We start from the raw sequence: 17463 nt of genomic DNA on the forward strand, positions 1-17463 counted from the left end.
CCGCATAACAGTCATTCACGCCGAGTGCAGCGAATGTCCGTGCCAAGCCCAGAGCAGAAATACAGCTATCCACTGGATACGGAACCGCACTAAATATCTATGTTACGATACCATCACGTTGTACCGACCCGATGCCGAAGGACCCGTCCCATCCAGAGCGACGAAGTCCTTGACCAAATTAGATACGGCGATTTTCAATGCGTAAAAAGAGTTCAAGTGCGCGGAAATTGCGACTCAGTAAACCGCAACGACCAACCGGAGAAAGGGATGCATGCTGGTGCATCGCAGGCGATAGTTCTGCAGCCGCCGCACGCGAAAGGATCAAATGTCTGAAATCTCGCGCTGGCTAGAGAAACATGGCTTGTCCAAGTATGCTGGGTCGTTTGCAGAGCATGAAATCGAACTAGGTGATTTAACCGAATTAACGGACAAAGATCTCACTACAATCGGGCTTCCCCTAGGTCCGAGGCGCCGTTTCATGAAAGCTGTTCGAGCTGAAGCAAAGGGAGTGACTTACCCGCACAACACCGCGTTAGGTCCCGCGATCGTCGCTGAGCGCCGGCAGCTTACCGTCATGTTTATAGATTTGGTTGGATCAACGGAAATATCCCAGCGCGTCGATCCGGAAGATTTGGCGGAAGTACTCCGCCTGTTCAAAGAAACCTGCGCTGCGTCGGTGGCCGCTTTTGATGGCCACATCGCAAGTTACTATGGTGATGGGATAATGGTCTTTTTCGGGTTTCCTCATGCGCACGAAGATGACCCAGAGCGAGCCATTCGCGCAGGTCTTCGCATTATCCAGGAAATTCCAGCTATCCGCACTCATGCGAAACTGAATGTCCGAATTGGGATCGCAACTGGGTTGGTTGTAGTTGGTGATTTACGTGGAGAAAAAATGTTTGAGGACGGAACGGCGATGGGGGAGACGCCGAACCTGGCCGCACGTCTACAAGCAATGGCTGAGCCCGGGACATTGATCGTCGCTCCCAATACTCATCATTTGGCGGGTGATGCTTTCGAATACGTTCTGCGTGGCGCATTCAAGCTTAAAGGTTTTGCCAGAGCGGTCGAAGCTTGGCAGGTGACAGGAGCACGGGAAACAGTCAGCCGCTTCATGGCAGAAGAAGACGAGTTACTGAACCCTTTGATCGGACGCGCCGCAGAATATGAAACCCTCAATGAAAAGTGGAAGTTGGCAAGTGGCGGTCAAGGACAAGTTGTGCTGGTGTCCGGCGAGCCAGGAATTGGCAAGTCTAGATTGGTTGAAGAATTAAGGCAGAGCATTCCGACGATGTCGCACGCTCAAACGCGATATCAGTGTTCTCCCTACCATTACGCGAGTGCGTTTTATCCGGCCATTCGCCAAATTGAGAATGCTGCGGGCCTTCGTTCAGACGACAAGAACGAAGTGAAACTCAGAAAGATATCCTCTGTTCTAAGTGACCAGTCGGATCACACACTGAAACTGGCCGCGTCCCTACTTTCAGTTCCTTTTGAAGACCAATTGGGTGAACTGAATCTGACGCCACAGCAACTCATGGATCAGACCTTAGAAATGCTGTTGGGCAATCTGACTTCGCAGGCTGAGGAAAAGCCAGTGTTGCTCTTGTTTGAGGACGCGCATTGGATTGATCCGACAACTAAATTGTTGCTCGACCGAGTTGCCGATCGGATTCGTGACCTTCCAGTATTGGTCGTGATGACGTTCAGACCTGAATTTGACCCGGGTTGGGCATTGCAATCCAACCTTTCTAAATTGGTCTTGAAGCAATTGGATTTTCACCAGGTCAAAAACATTGTGGACGAAGTTGCAAAAGGGCATTCGATTTCTGACGAAATGTACAATGTCGTCGCTGCCAGATCCGATGGCGTCCCGCTATATGTCGAAGAAGTGACAAAAGATCTATTGGAATCAGGGGTTTTGACAAAAGGAAGGGACGCATACTCAAAGGGTGGGGCGTCCCCGGCAAGCTCGGTCCCAAGCACGTTGCATGATGCACTAATGGCGCGGCTTGACCGACTGAGTTCCGTCAAGGAGGTCGCCCAGATTGGGGCGGTTATCGGACCTCAATTTTCTTTTCCGTTGATCGCCAAGGTCGCTCGGATCAGCGACAAGGCGTTGCGCGCGGGATTGGAACTTTTGGTCGACGCGGGCATTGTGACAGTTTCTGAACAAGAAAACCTTGAAACTTTCAGCTATCGCCACGCGCTAATTCGCGACACAGCTTACAACAGTCTCTTGAAGAGCGAGCGCAGGGTCTTGCACGCACGTGTTGCGCGAGCGTTAAGTGGTAAATCAACCCATATTGGCGATGCCAGTCCGGAAATACTTGCGCACCACTACACGATGGCGGGTATGAGCAAGGAGGCAATCGACTATCGCTATCTCGCAGGCCAACGCGCAGTCCAACGTTCTGCCAATATCGAGGCGAACACACAGCTTTCTTTGGCGATCGAGCAGTTGAGCCAACTGTCTCATGGTGTTGAGCGGGATCAGAAAGAAATTGAGGTTCAGGTTCTCAGAGCAGGTGTTCTACGATCGACTGCAGGAATAGCTGCCGATGAAACAGGGACCGTTTATGCAAGAATACGCGACTTGTGTGAACGGGTGGACGAAACAGAACATCTGTTCCCTGTTTTGAATGGCTTGTATTCCTTCCATTTGGTGCGTGCTGAATATGATTTAGCCAGAAGTGTTGCAGCGCAGTTGCTGAATTTGGCAGATACAACGGGTGAGACACACCATCAGATGGTAGGGCATCGAGCCATGGGCGCTGTGCTGTTTCATATTGGAGAACTAAACCCTGCATACGAGCACTTGAGTAAAGCGCTAGAGCTTTACAGTCGGAAACGCGATGGGCACCTGGCCTACATATACGGTTCGGACCACGCAGCGATAACGTCGTGCTTTTTAAGCATGGCTGTATGGATGCGCGGTGCGCCAGACAAAGCACTTGAGATACAAAAACAAGCGGTTGCTGCAGCTCAAAAGCTGGAGCATGCGCACAGCATAGCACAGTCGCTAACCTACCAGTGTATGCTCTATCTTTTGCGCCGCGAACCTGGAAAAGTCATTGAATCCGCAAATCAGTTGGAGGAACTGTCTTCAAAACACTCGTTCACCTTCATGTCGCTGACTGCAACGCTCTGGCGAAGCTGGGTGGATGCCTACCTTTCCCCTGAGCCCGAAAACATCCACGCATTGCGACAAGCATCGGAAGCGTGGTGGGCCAGCGGAGCTGGGAATTACAAACCTTTCTTTTTGACGATGATTGCGGAACTCACGTTGAAAACGGGTGATCGGGAAAGTGCCTTACAGTTGTTAGCCGAGGCCCGCAGGTACCAAAGCCTTACAAACGAAGGATGGGCGCAAGCTGAGACCGACCGCGTTTATGCTCTCGCAATTTCTGAAAGTCGGTTCGCCGAAGTAGAGTTTTGTGAGGCTTTGAACACGGCGAAACGACAGCAGGCAAGGATGTACGAACTTCGGATTGTTGTAGACTACATCAAGAGTTGCCAAAAATTTAGACAGAACCCCACTCCCAACTTTGGCTTAAATGCTGTCTTAGAAACTATCATAGGAGGAGAGCTAACAGTCGACGTGAACAACGCCCAAAATCTGCTTGATCAGATTACTTTTGACTAACTCTCAAAAATTCAGAGCGGTGCAGTTGGGTAGATTGGGACTCATACTCGGAACTTAACTAGGTGTTCGTCTGTTTGAGCGTTCGACAGAAACTGTATCCAGGAGTATCCGACCCGCGTTTCTTCATAAGCCGCTTCCTGGCGAACAGTACTCAATTCCACTCAATTTCTGCACTGCCCAATAAGTGGACATTCTTGCCAGAGCAGCGAATGACCAAATCGTCCGCGACGCAGACATGAGAGAGAGTTGCGCGGAATGACAGCTCTGTGGACAAAGCTGACTTAAATCGTATTAGGAGCTTGACCTGTCTGTAGCTTCTCACTTTAGGATAATCATTACGATCGAGAAACGGTTTGAGCGGAAAAGGTGATTGGCAGTGCGGATTTCGGAACCGGCGGAGAGCGTGGGCCTGTCGCGCACCACGCTACCGAATTACGAGAAGCCCGGGCTACTTAAGGGCGAACGGTTGTCGCGTTTATTCGGACGTCGACCACCAGCGGTTGCGGCCTATGCAGCAGTTTCATCCACGCAGGCTGACCTAGCAGGAGTGTCGGGCTTGTCTCGATGGCAAGCTCGACCGCGATATGCCACGTCAGTGATTCACAGTGATGGACGCGGAAATTGCCGAGAAGCACAAATCGCGCGACCTTCTGGAAGCTCTGCTCGGACAGTCGAACCTCAAAGACTGGCACTAAGAGGTCGAACGCGTCGCGCCCAACACGAATATGGCTGGCTTCCTGGAGATTCTCGCGGGCCCCAACTGGTGGGGCCCGGGAACGGCCGAGGCGAGACGCCGGTGCTTACTTTGGCGCTGAGTGAGCCTGAGACAATCCTCGAAATCGTACGTGACACTAGCATGGCGACGATGACGTTGGTCGAAGTGACGCAGACACGGATAACCGACACAGACACAGCCGAAGTCGCTTTGGAGCAGCTCAGGTCGCGGATCTTCGTATTTGGGTTCGCCGACCGAAAAGAGGCACAGAACGTCGATATGGTCTATAATTCGGCCACCGAGCACTTATGGGACATGGTCTGGTCTGAGAGTAGCGCCTATATCCTCGCGGTGGAGAAGGCGTTTGCAGACTGGCGCGCACTCCCGCGCCACGGCGACGCGCTCCTCGGCGGCATCTTCTTTACCTGCCGCAACAACGCACGCGACCCGCGCGCATTTTTCATGATTGCCCCCTTGGCCGTCGCTTCAGAACGCCAGGGCGAGGGAATCGGGCAGCGACTGGTCGCCTGCGGCCACGACACGCCCTGTTAGATCGATGGTACGTGATTACTCCGCCTTCTTGCCGGGTGCAGTGCCCGCACGCCGCGAGCCCACGGTGTTGGAACGCCTGGGCTGGGGCCCGGCCTTCGCCAGCCAGATCGACGCCGGAGAATTGACCGAGACGCCTCCGGTGCGCGTTGTCGCCGTGCACCGCAGCGGGTTGCAGGTGGCGGGCGACGGCATCAACGAGACGAGTCCACCAGGACCGGAGGCTACTGTCGGCGACTGGCTGCTACTCGATCGCGCGCGTCCCCGGTCGAGCCGTGTGCTGGAGCGCAAGAGCCTTATTAAGCGCCGGGCGCCAGGAACCAGTCGTGAGGTACAGCTGATCGCGGCGAACATTGACACGGTTTTCGTCGTCACTTCTTGCAATCTGGATTTGAATGTGGCGCGACTGGAACGCTATTTGGCGGTCGCCTTCGAGGCTGGGATCGAGCCTGTGATCGTGCTGACCAAGGCGGATCTTACCGATTACACCACGCACTATATCGAAGAGGCACAAAAAGTGTCGAACCGAGTACCTGTGGTGGCGCTTGACGCTCGTGGTAAAGAGCCGGAAAAGGCGCTGGCCGACTGGTGCAAACCGGGCCGCACAGTCGCGTTCCTTGGCTCTTCAGGCGTCGGCAAGTCCACTCTGACGAATGCACTCCTTGGCACTCGGGCCATCGCTACCCAAGGTATCCGAGAAGATGATGCCAAAGGCCGGCACACCACGACCACGCGGGAATTACATGTGACCCCAAGTGGTTGCCTCGTCCTCGACACGCCGGGCATGCGTGAACTACAGCTGACCGATGCGGCCACAGGCATCGCCGACGTCTTTGAGGATATCGAAGCGCTGGCAGCGCGCTGCCGCTTCACTGACTGCCAGCACGAAACAGAGCCCGGCTGCGCCGTCTTGTCTGCCATGGAGGACGGCAGCCTCGACCCTGCGCGCCTCGCTCGTTGGCGCAAGCTACAGGCCGAGGACGCCTTCAACTCCGCCAGCCTGGCCGAACGCCGGGAAAAAGATCGAGCTTTCGGTAAGCTCGTCCGCAGTGCAATGAAGGCGAAATCGGATCGAGAGCGATAGGACGCAGCCCTTCCAGTCTGCGCCGCTTATGAGCCGTCATTCGCTCAATCGCGACAAGTGTTAGCCAAGCGGACAAAGTGGACAATTGTTTCGCCCCTCTAAAGCGTACGTTTTGCTTCAAAAAAAATGACATAGGCGGTGGGCTGCTCCAAAGTGCTTTTTGAGGAGAGCATTATGCCGGATGTTTTCGACCGAATTTCAGATTGGTCGCAGAAATTAGCCTTCTTCGAAGGCGAGGTAGGTGGTCTGGTCGAGCATCTGAGCCACAGGCTGATCGACGGCGGCGTGCCAGTTGCCCGGGTCTCTCTGGGTCGCCTCATGATGCATCCCGTCATTGGCTTGGTCGATGCCACTTGGGATATATCAACGGATCGTATTGAATGGACTGTCATGCCTCGCAGTTCCATCACGGATGAGCTTTTTGACAGTGCACCCTTTGGCGAAAACACTAAACTGTCAGATCAAGTGGCCAGCAGGTTTTTTCGCCGAGAAATCTGGGACCTTGCCGATAGCCTTGTAGGCGAATTGGAAATGGTGCCGCTTTTGCGTGCCAACCTGACGAACCAATCAATCCGGGATAAATACCCGATATACCAAAAACTGGCTTCATCAGGTTTCACCGACTACCTCGTATTGTCCGTTCCGTTTGGCACACGCACCGTATCGTTCGATAATGGATCGGAGTGGGTGCTTGGTGCTTCTGTATCCTTTGCAACAAAGAGGCGCTCTGGATTTACGCAACGAGAAATCGATGGTCTTGCGCGTCTGTCCATACCGCTTTTTGGCACGGTTCGTGTTTATACAGAGCAGTTTTTGGCAGCAGAATTAATGGAAGCTTATCTGGGCAGGATTTCCGGTCAATCAGTCTTGAACGGTCAGATATCACGTGGCGATGTTCAGGAAATCGATTGTGCCCTTCTATTCAGCGACATGCACGGGTCAACGGCTCTGAGCCAACGCCTGTCGCCGGAAGACTATGTTGCTGTCGTTAACCGTTACTTTGAATGTGTTGCCGGAGCGGTTCACGACCACGGCGGAGAAGTGTTGAAATTTGTAGGTGATGGCTTGCTGGCGATTTTCCCGTTTGACGGTCACCGACGTTTGCCGGAAGACATGTGCGAGGCAGCCCTGTCAGCTGCTCGAGAAGCGTTTCAAAGGCGCGCAGAAATTGCGCCTGATTACCAAACCGATTTTGGAATTGGCCTACACATGGGTTCAGCGATCTATGGCAACGTGGGAACCGAAAAACGATTGGACTTCACGGTGACAGGTACGTCAGTTGCTTTGGTCAGCAGATTGGAAAACTTAACTCGGTCGCTTGATGCGCCTTTGCTGGCAACGAGTGATTTTGAAAAGCTTGTATCCGAAACGCCTCTTGCACTTGGGTCGCAAACCATGCGTGGGTTTGAAGAAGCCGTAGAGATTTTTGCTTTCAAACACTTGGACTGAAGTACGAGTTCCCCACCATACGGAGCACAAACACTATGACATTAATGTCCGCTCTGCGGACAAAGCTGCCGATAAGTCAGCTTGTTGGGATGTATGAAAACGGCCCAAAGCCGACCTTCGGGTTTCAGCTTTTGCCGCAGCGCGGCATGCTCTAATTCTAAAGTGGTTTTTGATAGCCTCAGTACTAACCCTCACTTAGGCTCACTTTTGGCAAACCATTGCTGACGCAAAGACGAAGTGACCTAAATTCATACCCTCGCTTTCTCGAAGGCTGACCAAGCGGTTTCGAATACTTCAAAATCAAATCCCGGCTGGCTCGCCGCGTCGAGGATAATGTGCTCTGTTGTCAATAGCTTTTGGATTGCGGCTTCCAATTGATCGACGACATCCTCGGGAACCACCAGAGCACCGTGTCGGTCGGCGTGCATCAGTTCTCCCGAATTGACCGTCAGACCGAATACCGAGACCTGCGTGTCGATCTCGCGGACATGGACGAAACCATGGCTCGGCCCGATCGAACCGGCGACAACTGGGAAACCTTCGGGCAGGTCTCCGAGGTCGCGCATGACACCATTGGTCACCACGCCAGACATGCCAAAGCCTTTGTGAACCGTAGTGTTGACCTCACCCCAATAAGCTCCGATGCAGTCCGGGTAATCCACGTCCTCAATCACCGCGACTGATGGGTTTGGGCCTTCGGCCATATATTTATAATAGGCCATGCGTCGGCATTTGATGACCTCCTGCGGCTCGGTCGGCGGATGGACCGCTGCAATTTTAGCGGTGCGCGCATAGCCGACGATTGCCGGTTCGTTCGGTGCCGAACTGAGCATGGTGCCACGCGTGAACCGGTCAAACCCGCGTTTGCCCTGCGCCACCTCAATGGCGTTGCAGACGGTGGGCGTGTCGACCTTGCGAAGCAGAGACAATAGGGATGGTGTCATGTGTCCTCCAGCCAGCGGATCAAGGCCGCTGTGGTTTCCTTGGGTTTTTCCAGTGTGGGCAAGTGACCTGCCCCGTCGACGATCTCCAACGTGCTTTGCGGCAGTAGGTCATGCATCATCTGGTGACGTTCAACCGGGCAAAGTCCGTCGTCACGCCCGCACAGGACCAGTGTTTTGCCCGCGTAGGATGAAAGGGTCGCGCATTGGTCTGGACGGCCCATCAGCGCTTGCGACTGGCGCAGAAACACATCCGGGCCCAGATCGGTTGCCATTGCCATGCACAGGTCAAGAATAGCCCCTTGCCGGGGACCGTCAGCAAGGTAGTTGGGCTTCATCTCATCCCGCATCACATCCCATAGTCGACCCTCACTTACAGCCGCCATCTGCGGCGCGCGGCGGGCTTTGACCTCGGGCTTTTCGGCCAGCGGGTTGGTGTCGAGCAGAGCCAATTGCGTGACCCGGTCTTGTGCTTGACGCACCACCTCCATCGCCACGATACCGCCCATGGACAGGCCAGCGAGGGCGAAGTTTGGTGGCGCATGATTCAGGGTATCGGCCGCCATCGCCTCTACATCGTCGTGCTGGCTCAATGGGAAGGTCATCACGGGCACCCTGCCCGACAAAGCCTGGATCTGAGGACCGAAGAGGCGGGCATCGCACATCATGCCCGGTAAGAAGATAAGCGGCGTCATGCACTAGTCAGCTTTGCGCCGTCGGACAGTGCGATGAGCTTGGCGTAGGCAATCTGCGGGTCCACCGCGCCGAACCCGGCGAAAGTACCAAAGCCGCAATCGCTGCCTGCGATCACACGATCCGTACCGACGATGCTGGTGAATCGGTCGATCCGTTGGGCGACAAGCTCTGGATGTTCGACAAAATTGGTGGTGGTATCGACCACGCCCGGCACCAAAACCTTGTCACCGGGGATTTCGGCTTTACGGTCGCGGAATACGGTCCATTCATGCGCGTGGCGCGGGTTGGACGTTTCGAACAGGACATAACGCGACTTGGTGGCCATCAGCGTGCTGAAAACCTTGTCCATCGCAATATCACAGCAATGCGGACCCTCGTAGTTACCCCAGCAGATATGCACCCGGACGCGATCCTGCGGCACGTTCTGCAGCGCATGGTTCAGGGCCTCAACATGCATGTTGGCGATCCTGACAAACTCCTCATCAGACAAATCAGTGAACAGCATATGGCGAGACAGGGCCAGATCGGGGCAATCCAGTTGCAAGTCCAAACCGGCAGCAACGATAGTTTCGTATTCCTCTTTCATCGCATCGGCCAGGGCGGCCAGATAGGCCTCTCGCGTCGAATAGAAATCGTTCTGCAAGAAAAGCGAGATCACGCCCGGCGACGCAGCGTTCATAAACCCGCGCTTCACCCCATGCTGCGTCATCGCGGCCTTGAGATTGGCTATATCTTTTTCCAGTTCGCCCTGCCCCTTCGAGCGCACCTCTCCGGTACACATGGGGCGCGCGTATTGTGGTGTGCCACCGTCATCAGCCAACCGTTGCAGGAAGCCGGGGAACATTTTCAGGTCGGCGGGGGCGTTACGCGGGCTGTCACCGGAAAAGCCTGTATAACGGTCCTTTACGTAAGTCGCGTATGAAATCTTTGAGGTCTCGCCGTCACTAACAATGTCCACCCCGGCTTCAACTTGCTTGCTCACCGTTTCAGTTACGGCGTCGGACATGCAGGCATCAAACGCGGCTACGTCATAGGGTTCGCCCCGTTCCCTGGCAAAGATGAAATCCACCACGTCCTGCGAACGCGGCAAAGACCCGACATGAGTAGTCTGGACCGACATTGAGCCCTCCTAATTCTTTCGCGCCATCAGCACGCTGTGGCTTTCGGTTTCCTTTTTCTTTGCAAGGAGCCCAGTCATACGCAGACCACTTTATCAAGGCACACGGGATAGCCGGTCGGAGACAACGAGGCGTGATAAACGCTTTCTGTTCCAACCGTGCCGTGCTCTACCCCCGCTTTGGGGCCAACGGTCTGCAACAACATTCCACCATGGCGCGCCATGCGGGCGATACCTTCTTTTTGTTGGTCTGCAGTCAGGTGGGAGAAATTGTTCCAGGCAATGATCCCATCGAAAAGTTGATCCAACTCAAAAGTACGCCCGTCCGCCTGGCGCCAATCAGCATTTGGCCAGCGCTCACGCGACCGTTGATCGTCATAAGCCTTGGCCTGACGCTCGTAGACGGCGTGGGTATCTTCGGGATCCGCGATCATCCAGTCCAGGTTGCTCCTGCCGGGTCGTCAGTCGCCTTGATCCGGTACAGACCCGCCTGCCCGGTCATCGACGGTTCAACGCTATAGCGTTCCCCCGGCAGAACCAAGGCAGTATCCCCATTTGATATTGTGGTTTCAAACCCCTCGACCGAAACCCGCCAGTGTCCGCTTGCGGGCATCAGAACAACCGGTTTCTCAGCGACAACCGGATCGGTCACACTAGATCCACGCCCAAGGAAGTCGACCTCGAACCCGGGCTTATCCTTAATCAGACCGTTTTCACCGATCACTTGGGCCGGTTTATTGGCTGACAGCGCCATCAGGTCCCAGTAACGAGCAACGTATTTGCCAACCACATCTTCGACCGGAACCTCAGGGTAGTCTTTCAACTGTTCGTCGGTCAGCACCGGCATAGGATGCACGTTGTGAGGCAGTTCCTGCCCTTTCTTGGAGTCATAAAGAACCCCGTTGTCACCCAGCATCAGCCCATGCGCCTGCGCGTCCTCGATCACCTGCGGAGCCCATGTCACCCCGCCGCCTGCATCATCCCCGCCAAGGATCGACATGATCATGCCGTAGTCCTGGCCGACATTTTCAAAACCACGGAAGATACCCGTGGGAATGTTGAAGATATCACCCTCTTCGGCGATGAACTCGCCCGCTGTCCCATAGCGACCCCAGAAAAAGCGCCAACAGCCCTTGGCAACAAAGAACACCTCGGCAGTTGTATGGCTGTGCAGCGAGTTGCGGCACTTGGGCGGCTGTCCCGCCGCGCCAATGTTGAACCCGATCTTATCGGTGATGTGGACGTGCTGATCAGGCGACTCGGACACCCCGCCGCCGATGATCGTGAAGTTTTCCTTTTGGTCCGATCCCGGTGTGTGGGCGTCGATAAAGGCGGTTTTGCAGGGCCGAAGTTCGCCATAGCGAACGATGCGGTGTTGTATTGTGCTCATGATAGTCTCCGAAACGAATAGCAGTGCGGCAGGTCGATCGAACCCATTGCGCCCGGAGGACGATTGTTCAGCCGCCTTGCCCGCAAAGACGCCCGGTGACAATGCAGTCGCCGGGTTCCTTCGCTGGTGTCGAGCAAGGCAAGGCTTTGCGGCATTACACGTCCCCTGTGGCCAGCAGCACCTGTTTCCAAACCGCGGTTTCATCGAACAGGGTCCACTCGCGCCGAACCCTGATGTCGCCGCCAATCAGCTCTCCCCACTCGACATGGCTGATGCCAAGAACATAAAGCTCGGCCCCTGTCGGCGCGCCAAATGTGCCCCAACCGTCATGGGTTCCGTGCAGGCTCCACCGCAGGGCCGAGCGCGGCGGCATGTTGGGATCGTCGCGCCCGATCTGGTGATGGATGGTGAACGTGGCGTTGGGCATCGCGGCACGCAATGACATCCAGAACCGGTCAACCGGATCCCACCCATGCCCTGTCACACCACCTGGGTATTCGGATTGCACGGCCCTGTCATAGTCACGCTCGACCGCGCCCATATCCGCGTTCATCATCCGGGTCAGCAGATCGGCATGGCGCTGGCCCCACGCGTTGTCGTTTCCCTTTCCCTTATAGGGACCTTCGACATCGTTGGATGGGGTCAGGGGCCGGACGCATTTTTCAGGGCCGCTTTCCCGCGCGATCAGATCGGCCGCATAGCCCTTGGGATCCCAGCCCAACTGACGGACGATCGCCCCCTGATCCCGGATCAGCCATTCGTCATCGATCTTGTTATCTTTCGCATGACAATCCGCGAGGATCCGGTATTGCAGTCTGCTTCCCTTGGGCTTGCCATAGACGCCTTCGCTCAAATGTGTGGCCGTGGACAGAATGCGATGAGAGCTGAGCATGCCTTGTTCCGGGGTGCCGGACCAGATCACGTCCTCGCCCAGAAGCTGGCGATCCGGGAACTCTGCCAAGGTCGCCATGGTCGCGCCGATCACGTTCTGGTTCCCCAAAACGACGGAACCGGGCGACCGGACCACGATGTCCTCACCGTAGTAGTCGTGCAAGGTCGCGATACCGCGATCTTCCCAGATTTCCTTGGTGATACCGACGATATAGTCCGGGAAATCCCGGAATTTCGGATCAAAGCCCTTCATGTTTCTGTCCTTTGTGGAGTCCAGCCCCGCGGCAGCCGCGCCGAGGTTCGCACGACCAGCGGGCCGTCAATCGCGACCTTGCGTGGCTCGGCTGCATCGGGATTTTGAATGTGGTCCAGCAGGGCCGCGACGGTTTCCGCGACCATCAGATTGGCCCGTTGTCGGATCGTTGTCAGGTTATACGCTGGCCATCCAGCCGGAGGAACGTCGTCATAACCAACGACCGAGACATCTTCGGGGATGCGCAACCCCAGTTCAAACCGGATTACGTCCATCACGGCCAATGCCATGTGGTCGTTGGCCACAAATACCGCGTCGGGGCGTTCGTCGGGGTCTACATCAAACATCTGACGCGCAGCGGCTTGGGCGTTTTCGGTGTGAAACATCCCGTCCTGCACCGCAAACACGGATCGACCCGCTTCGGACAACACCGCCCGAAAACCAGCCTCGCGGTCACGCTGAGTCGAGGCGCCCTGCCACCCCGAGATATAGCCGATCCGTTCGTGCCCACCCGCCAGAAGGAACTCGGCCACCTTTCGGCCGCCTGCGTAGTTATCCGACGTGACGGTAGTGATCCCCTCGATATCCTGACTACGGTTGAACAGGACAACCGGGACACCTGCCTGCTGGCACCGCGTCGCGATATCGGAAGACATCGGGACCGAGGCCAGAACGACGCCGTCGACCTGATAATCCAGAATCTCCTCCATCACGTCGTCTATGTTGCCAGCCGACCGAGAGGCCATGAATATCAGAACGTGATAGCCATGCTCCTGCAAACCGTTCGACAGTTTCTCCAACGCTTCGGGATAAAAGTAGTTGTCCAGATAACCGACCACCAAACCGATGATGCGGCTTTTGCCAGAGACCATGGCGCGGGCCAGCACGTTTGGGCGATATCCCAACTCCTCAGCGGCTTTGCGCACTTTTTCCTCGGTCTTCTTGCTGACGGATGCTCCGGGCGTGAAGACGCGGCTGACGGCGGACTGGCTGACGCCTGCGCGCTGCGCGACCTGAAGGGATGTAATTTTCTCAGCCATCAGTCTGCCGTCCACCCGCCGTCAATCAACATGGAGGTGCCGGTCACAAGCGCCGACGCGTCCGACGCCAAGTAGCGCACGGCACCCATGATGTCCTCGACCTCGCCCACGCGGTCCAGCTTGATCATGTCCATGATCCACGCGGCGCGTTCGGGATTGTCGAATGTCGATTGCGTCAGCGGCGTGCGGATGAAGGTCGGGCACACGGTGTTGATCCGTACGCCCTGTTTGCCCCATTCGATGGCCATCGACTTAACCATACCCTCCAGCCCGTGCTTGGTCGCGCAATAGACCGCCCGGTCAATCCCGCCGACATGACCCATCTGGCTTGAGATATGGACGATCGAGCCGCGTTTGCCCGCGTTGATCAAAGCCTTGCCTGCATAGGCCGACAGGAAATACGCGGATCGCAGGTTCAGATTTGCGACCGCGTCGAAATCCTCGGGCGTTGTCTCGGTCGCCCGGCTGTGCCGCGCCAATCCCGCGGAATTGACGACGACGTCAAACACACGGGACGCAAACAGGGTTTTCAGCGCCTCCAAATCCGTTTGATCCACGACCAATGCTTCTGCGGACCAGCTGTTCGATTGCAACGCGGCCACCGTGTCTTGCAACCGATCTGCCCCGCGCGCCGCACACACCACATGTGCCCCGGCCTCGGCCAGAGCAACGGCACATCCCTGCCCGATGCCCGATGACGCTCCGGTCACCAGGGCGGTTTTGCCGTTCAGGGAAAAGGATGGCGTTCGGGGCAGGTCTGTCATTGGCTCATTCCGTCAGGTATTTCGATACGGCCCAGATTGCGGGCCTTATTGAATTCCCGCAGACGGGCAAAGACGTCAACGCCAAGCTGCCGAAAAGCATCCAGAAGATCGACCAGCACCCAGTTTTCGCGAATTTTGCCGTCTTCGAGACGCCAGAAATCGAGGCTGCGCATGGTGATCTTTTTGCCTGAAGGCGCAATGCCCATCCAGCCGTCATGGGTCACAGTCTGGATCATGTTGGGCCAACCAGTGACGGCCGCATACTCTCCATCTCCGAAGAAGTGATAGGTGATGTCATCCACATATTGCCCGCGATCTGGCATGCCATTCAGGAAGGGGATCTGATGCCAGTTGCGGAACCCGGAAATACCCCGCCCTGTGCCGATCCCGGACGGGCCGTACCAGTTCATGCGGGGATGCCAGAACCGCTCCATCTCCATCACTTCGGGACCGCCCTCTGACGGGTGTTTCTTGAGGTATTCCAGCATGTCGATGATGTGCTGACAGGTTTCCTTGCCCTTGGCCGCATCATAGGGGCCGGGCACGAACCCATCTTGGGTCGCAGGACCGGGCACGTGCCATTCGCGGCCAAGGCTGGGGGCCATGGGCCACGCATTTGCCTGCATCATCACCTCGGGGATGTCCCAAAGCGCCTGCATCTCGACCACTTTACCGTCCACGAACCGATAGAATTCGTGGAACCGCATCGTGACCTGATGACCTGTTGGCGGGATATCCAGCCATGGTCCGGTGAAGGTGCCGGTGTAGTACCCGCCGCAACCGACCCAATCAGCGCCAAACTCATCCGGTCCGGCCATGACGATATAGTCGCGCCGTTCCAGATCGGGCCACGCCGTCAGCAAGCCCTTGTAAACGCCATCGTAGTAGGTTTCGCTGCCGGTCATGTCTCCGAACGGATGACACAGGCGGAACAAGGCATCGGGCGCACAAAGATCAGCCAGGACGCGACGCACCCCGGCTTCGGAAAAGTCGTACATCGCTGCCCTCAGCGGGGCGATCAGGTCTTTGTGCAGACTGTGCTGGTCACTCATTCCGCCGCATCCCTATACGGCGCGGCCTTTCCGTATGGCACGTTGATGCCCCCATACCGGCGAACGCGCACGTTGCATTGTTCCGCGTGCCCCACAAACCCTTCCAGCATGCACAGGCGCGAGCCATATTCACCGATCAGAGTTGCCGCTTCGTCGGTCAGAACCTTCTGGTACGAGTGCGTTTTCAGGTATTTGCCGACCCAAAGACCGCCCGTGTATCGCCCTGCTTTTTTTGTGGGCAAGGTGTGGTTCGTCCCAATCACCTTGTCCCCGTTCGACACATTGGTGCGAGCCCCAAGGAACAGCGCCCCGTAGCAGGTCATGTTCTCAAGGAACCAATCGTCACGATCCGTCATCACCTGCACATGTTCCGAGGCAATGTCGTCGGCCACCTTCAGCATCTCGTCATAGGTTTCGCAAACGATGACCTCGCCATATTCCGCCCACGACACTTTGGCGGTGTCCGCCGTCGGCAGAATGTCCAGCAGCCGATCAACTTCGGCCAAAGTCTCCTCGGCCAGTTTGCGCGAGTTGGTCAAAAGCACGCAGGGGCTGTTATATCCATGTTCAGCCTGACCCAGCAGGTCGGTCGCGCACAGTTCCGCATCGGCCGCGGTTTCATCTGCAATCACCATGGTTTCGGTCGGGCCTGCGAACAGGTCGATGCCGACACGGCCAAACAACTGGCGTTTGGCTTCGGCGACAAAGGCGTTGCCGGGGCCGACCAGCATATGAACGGGGTTGATTGTCTGAGTGCCAAGCGCCATTGCGCCAATGGCCTGAATGCCGCCCATGACATAGATTTCGTGTGCTCCGCCCAGATGCATGGCCGCGATGACCGCAGGGTTTGGCTTGCCCTGAAACGGAGGCGTGCAGGCGATAATGCGTGGAACCCCCGCAACGGACGCCGTCGCCACCGACATATGCGCCGAAGCCACCATCGGGAACTTACCGCCGGGAACGTAACAACCAACGGACTGCACAGGGATATTCTTGTGGCCCAGTATAACGCCCGGCAGGGTTTCGACCTCGATATCCAGCATCGAATCCCGTTGCGCCTGCGCAAAGTTACGCACTTGCTCTTGGGCGAACTTGATATCCGCCAGCTCACGGTCGGAAAGCTGGCTGATCAGGTCTTCGATTTGGTCCTGCGACAGCCGGAACGAGGCCGGTGAATAATTGTCGAATTTCTCGCTCAGCTCGCGCACGGCGACATCGCCGCGGGTTTCAATGTCTTTCAGCGTCGCTTCGACCACGGCACGGGTTTTGGCGTCATCTTCGGCCCGGTCAGCGTCAGATTTACCGCGTTTGAGATACTCGATCGCCATTTTTCAATCCTCAGTTTTCGGGCCGAGGTGGAAGTTTTTCCCCTCGGTCAAATGCTTCCCAGCCCTGACCGTTGAACAGGTCAACGCCCAGTTGGGCTGCGACATGGGCAAAATCCACGTTCACCCAGTTGTCGACAATCTTGCCGTCGAAGACTTTCCAGAAATCCATGTACCGGATCTCGACCCGCTTTCCTGTCGCGGCGATGCCCAGAAACTCGCCGGAATGGGTTGCTTCCTGACGGCCGAAGGCGGCAGCCCATTCCCCCATGTAAAGGCGAGCCTCATCAATGCAGACCTTGTCGGAAAACGCCGCCTGAAACGGGCGCTGCCAGTTGTTCTGGAATTCCTGCAGGCCGGTCTTCGTGCCGCAGCCCTGATTGCCCATCCAGCGAAAGCCCTGCGCGAAAAACTCGCCAATGTCGTCAATGCGATGGTCATTCAGACCATCCACCATGGTTTCGATAACCCGGCGCGTGTCGTCTGTTTTGCTCAGGTCAGTGTCACGGGTCAAAACCGCTTGTTCGGGGCGCGAACCTTTCATTTCCATA

General features: G+C 56.4%; 16 protein-coding genes. 4 read left to right on the forward strand and 12 right to left on the reverse strand.

The genetic code is table 11. The features are described from left to right. The first annotated feature begins 325 nt into the window (after window positions 1–325). Window positions 326–3646 carry an adenylate/guanylate cyclase domain-containing protein gene (locus GOX75_RS16165; RefSeq protein ID WP_171124836.1) on the forward strand — a complete coding sequence of 1107 codons (3321 nt, stop codon included), beginning with the start codon at window positions 326–328 and terminating at the stop codon, window positions 3644–3646. Between the two features lie 452 nt (window positions 3647–4098). Here the strand turns inward: GOX75_RS16165 and GOX75_RS16170 are convergent, their stop codons facing one another. Continuing rightward, window positions 4099–4338, reverse strand: coding sequence for a hypothetical protein (locus tag GOX75_RS16170; protein WP_171124839.1), 240 nt, complete (start codon window positions 4336–4338; stop codon window positions 4099–4101). Between the two features lie 104 nt (window positions 4339–4442). Between GOX75_RS16170 and GOX75_RS16175 the strand changes: the two genes are divergently transcribed. From GOX75_RS16175 to GOX75_RS20620, 3 genes are all read left to right on the forward strand, one after another. Further along, window positions 4443–4913, forward strand: coding sequence for a hypothetical protein (locus GOX75_RS16175; RefSeq protein WP_171124841.1), 471 nt, complete (start codon window positions 4443–4445; stop codon window positions 4911–4913). Between the two features lie 4 nt (window positions 4914–4917). Further along, on the forward strand, window positions 4918–5994 hold the full coding sequence (rsgA, locus tag GOX75_RS16180) for a ribosome small subunit-dependent GTPase A (protein ID WP_171124843.1): 1077 nt from the start codon (window positions 4918–4920) through the stop codon (window positions 5992–5994). A gap of 138 nt (window positions 5995–6132) precedes the next feature. Beyond that, window positions 6133–7443, forward strand: a complete 1311-nt coding sequence (locus tag GOX75_RS20620; protein ID WP_171124845.1) for an adenylate/guanylate cyclase domain-containing protein — start codon at window positions 6133–6135, stop codon at window positions 7441–7443. A 248-nt stretch (window positions 7444–7691) separates the two neighbouring features. Here GOX75_RS20620 and GOX75_RS16190 read toward each other — a convergent pair whose 3' ends face one another. The 11 genes from GOX75_RS16190 to GOX75_RS16240 form a co-directional block, all read right to left on the reverse strand. Then, entirely contained in the window at window positions 7692–8387 is a 696-nt protein-coding gene (locus tag GOX75_RS16190) for an RraA family protein (protein WP_171124847.1), read from the reverse strand. Beyond that, the gene (locus GOX75_RS16195) at window positions 8384–9079 is read right to left on the reverse strand and encodes an alpha/beta fold hydrolase (protein WP_171124848.1); all 696 of its coding nucleotides are present in this window, start codon (window positions 9077–9079) and stop codon (window positions 8384–8386) included. The genes GOX75_RS16190 and GOX75_RS16195 overlap by 4 nt, the downstream gene beginning before the upstream one ends. Next, complete coding sequence (locus GOX75_RS16200) at window positions 9076–10200, reverse strand: cobalamin-independent methionine synthase II family protein (protein ID WP_171124849.1); 1125 nt, start codon at window positions 10198–10200, stop codon at window positions 9076–9078. The genes GOX75_RS16195 and GOX75_RS16200 overlap by 4 nt, the downstream gene beginning before the upstream one ends. A gap of 74 nt (window positions 10201–10274) precedes the next feature. Beyond that, entirely contained in the window at window positions 10275–10631 is a 357-nt protein-coding gene (locus tag GOX75_RS16205; RefSeq protein ID WP_171124850.1) for a trans-aconitate 2-methyltransferase, read from the reverse strand. Then, window positions 10628–11587, reverse strand: coding sequence for a cupin (locus GOX75_RS16210; protein WP_171124852.1), 960 nt, complete (start codon window positions 11585–11587; stop codon window positions 10628–10630). The genes GOX75_RS16205 and GOX75_RS16210 overlap by 4 nt, the downstream gene beginning before the upstream one ends. A 154-nt stretch (window positions 11588–11741) precedes the next feature. Next, window positions 11742–12731 carry an ester cyclase gene (locus GOX75_RS16215; RefSeq protein ID WP_171124854.1) on the reverse strand — a complete coding sequence of 330 codons (990 nt, stop codon included), beginning with the start codon at window positions 12729–12731 and terminating at the stop codon, window positions 11742–11744. Beyond that, on the reverse strand, window positions 12728–13771 hold the full coding sequence (locus tag GOX75_RS16220) for a LacI family DNA-binding transcriptional regulator (RefSeq protein ID WP_217351012.1): 1044 nt from the start codon (window positions 13769–13771) through the stop codon (window positions 12728–12730). Before GOX75_RS16220 ends, GOX75_RS16215 begins: the two co-directional genes overlap by 4 nt. Next, a complete protein-coding gene (locus GOX75_RS16225) occupies window positions 13771–14535 on the reverse strand; it encodes an SDR family NAD(P)-dependent oxidoreductase (RefSeq protein ID WP_171124856.1) in 765 nt (254 codons plus the stop codon). The genes GOX75_RS16220 and GOX75_RS16225 overlap by 1 nt, the downstream gene beginning before the upstream one ends. After that, window positions 14532–15587, reverse strand: coding sequence for an ester cyclase (locus GOX75_RS16230; protein ID WP_171124858.1), 1056 nt, complete (start codon window positions 15585–15587; stop codon window positions 14532–14534). Before GOX75_RS16230 ends, GOX75_RS16225 begins: the two co-directional genes overlap by 4 nt. Further along, window positions 15584–16915, reverse strand: coding sequence for a histidinol dehydrogenase (gene hisD / locus GOX75_RS16235; protein ID WP_171124860.1), 1332 nt, complete (start codon window positions 16913–16915; stop codon window positions 15584–15586). Before hisD ends, GOX75_RS16230 begins: the two co-directional genes overlap by 4 nt. A 10-nt stretch (window positions 16916–16925) precedes the next feature. Next, window positions 16926–17456, reverse strand: a complete 531-nt coding sequence (locus tag GOX75_RS16240; RefSeq protein WP_171124862.1) for an ester cyclase — start codon at window positions 17454–17456, stop codon at window positions 16926–16928. Between the last annotated feature and the right edge of the window lie 7 nt (window positions 17457–17463).

This window comes from Ruegeria sp. HKCCD7251 (assembly GCF_013031165.1).
GTDB lineage: Bacteria > Pseudomonadota > Alphaproteobacteria > Rhodobacterales > Rhodobacteraceae > Ruegeria.

What these genes read in the sequence shown, in the direction of transcription:
- GOX75_RS16205 (WP_171124850.1), bottom strand. Translation starts at nt 10,631, where the DNA reads ATGATCGCGGATCCCGAAGATACCCACGCCGTCTACGAGCGTCAGGCC.
- GOX75_RS16230 (WP_171124858.1), bottom strand. Translation starts at nt 15,587, where the DNA reads ATGAGTGACCAGCACAGTCTGCACAAAGACCTGATCGCCCCGCTGAGG.
- hisD (WP_171124860.1), bottom strand. Translation starts at nt 16,915, where the DNA reads ATGGCGATCGAGTATCTCAAACGCGGTAAATCTGACGCTGACCGGGCC.
- GOX75_RS16195 (WP_171124848.1), bottom strand. Translation starts at nt 9,079, where the DNA reads ATGACGCCGCTTATCTTCTTACCGGGCATGATGTGCGATGCCCGCCTC.
- GOX75_RS16165 (WP_171124836.1), top strand. Translation starts at nt 326, where the DNA reads ATGTCTGAAATCTCGCGCTGGCTAGAGAAACATGGCTTGTCCAAGTAT.
- GOX75_RS16220 (WP_217351012.1), bottom strand. Translation starts at nt 13,771, where the DNA reads ATGGCTGAGAAAATTACATCCCTTCAGGTCGCGCAGCGCGCAGGCGTC.
- rsgA (WP_171124843.1), top strand. Translation starts at nt 4,918, where the DNA reads ATGGTACGTGATTACTCCGCCTTCTTGCCGGGTGCAGTGCCCGCACGC.
- GOX75_RS16240 (WP_171124862.1), bottom strand. Translation starts at nt 17,456, where the DNA reads ATGAAAGGTTCGCGCCCCGAACAAGCGGTTTTGACCCGTGACACTGAC.
- GOX75_RS16225 (WP_171124856.1), bottom strand. Translation starts at nt 14,535, where the DNA reads ATGACAGACCTGCCCCGAACGCCATCCTTTTCCCTGAACGGCAAAACC.
- GOX75_RS16210 (WP_171124852.1), bottom strand. Translation starts at nt 11,587, where the DNA reads ATGAGCACAATACAACACCGCATCGTTCGCTATGGCGAACTTCGGCCC.
- GOX75_RS16190 (WP_171124847.1), bottom strand. Translation starts at nt 8,387, where the DNA reads ATGACACCATCCCTATTGTCTCTGCTTCGCAAGGTCGACACGCCCACC.
- GOX75_RS16215 (WP_171124854.1), bottom strand. Translation starts at nt 12,731, where the DNA reads ATGAAGGGCTTTGATCCGAAATTCCGGGATTTCCCGGACTATATCGTC.
- GOX75_RS16200 (WP_171124849.1), bottom strand. Translation starts at nt 10,200, where the DNA reads ATGTCGGTCCAGACTACTCATGTCGGGTCTTTGCCGCGTTCGCAGGAC.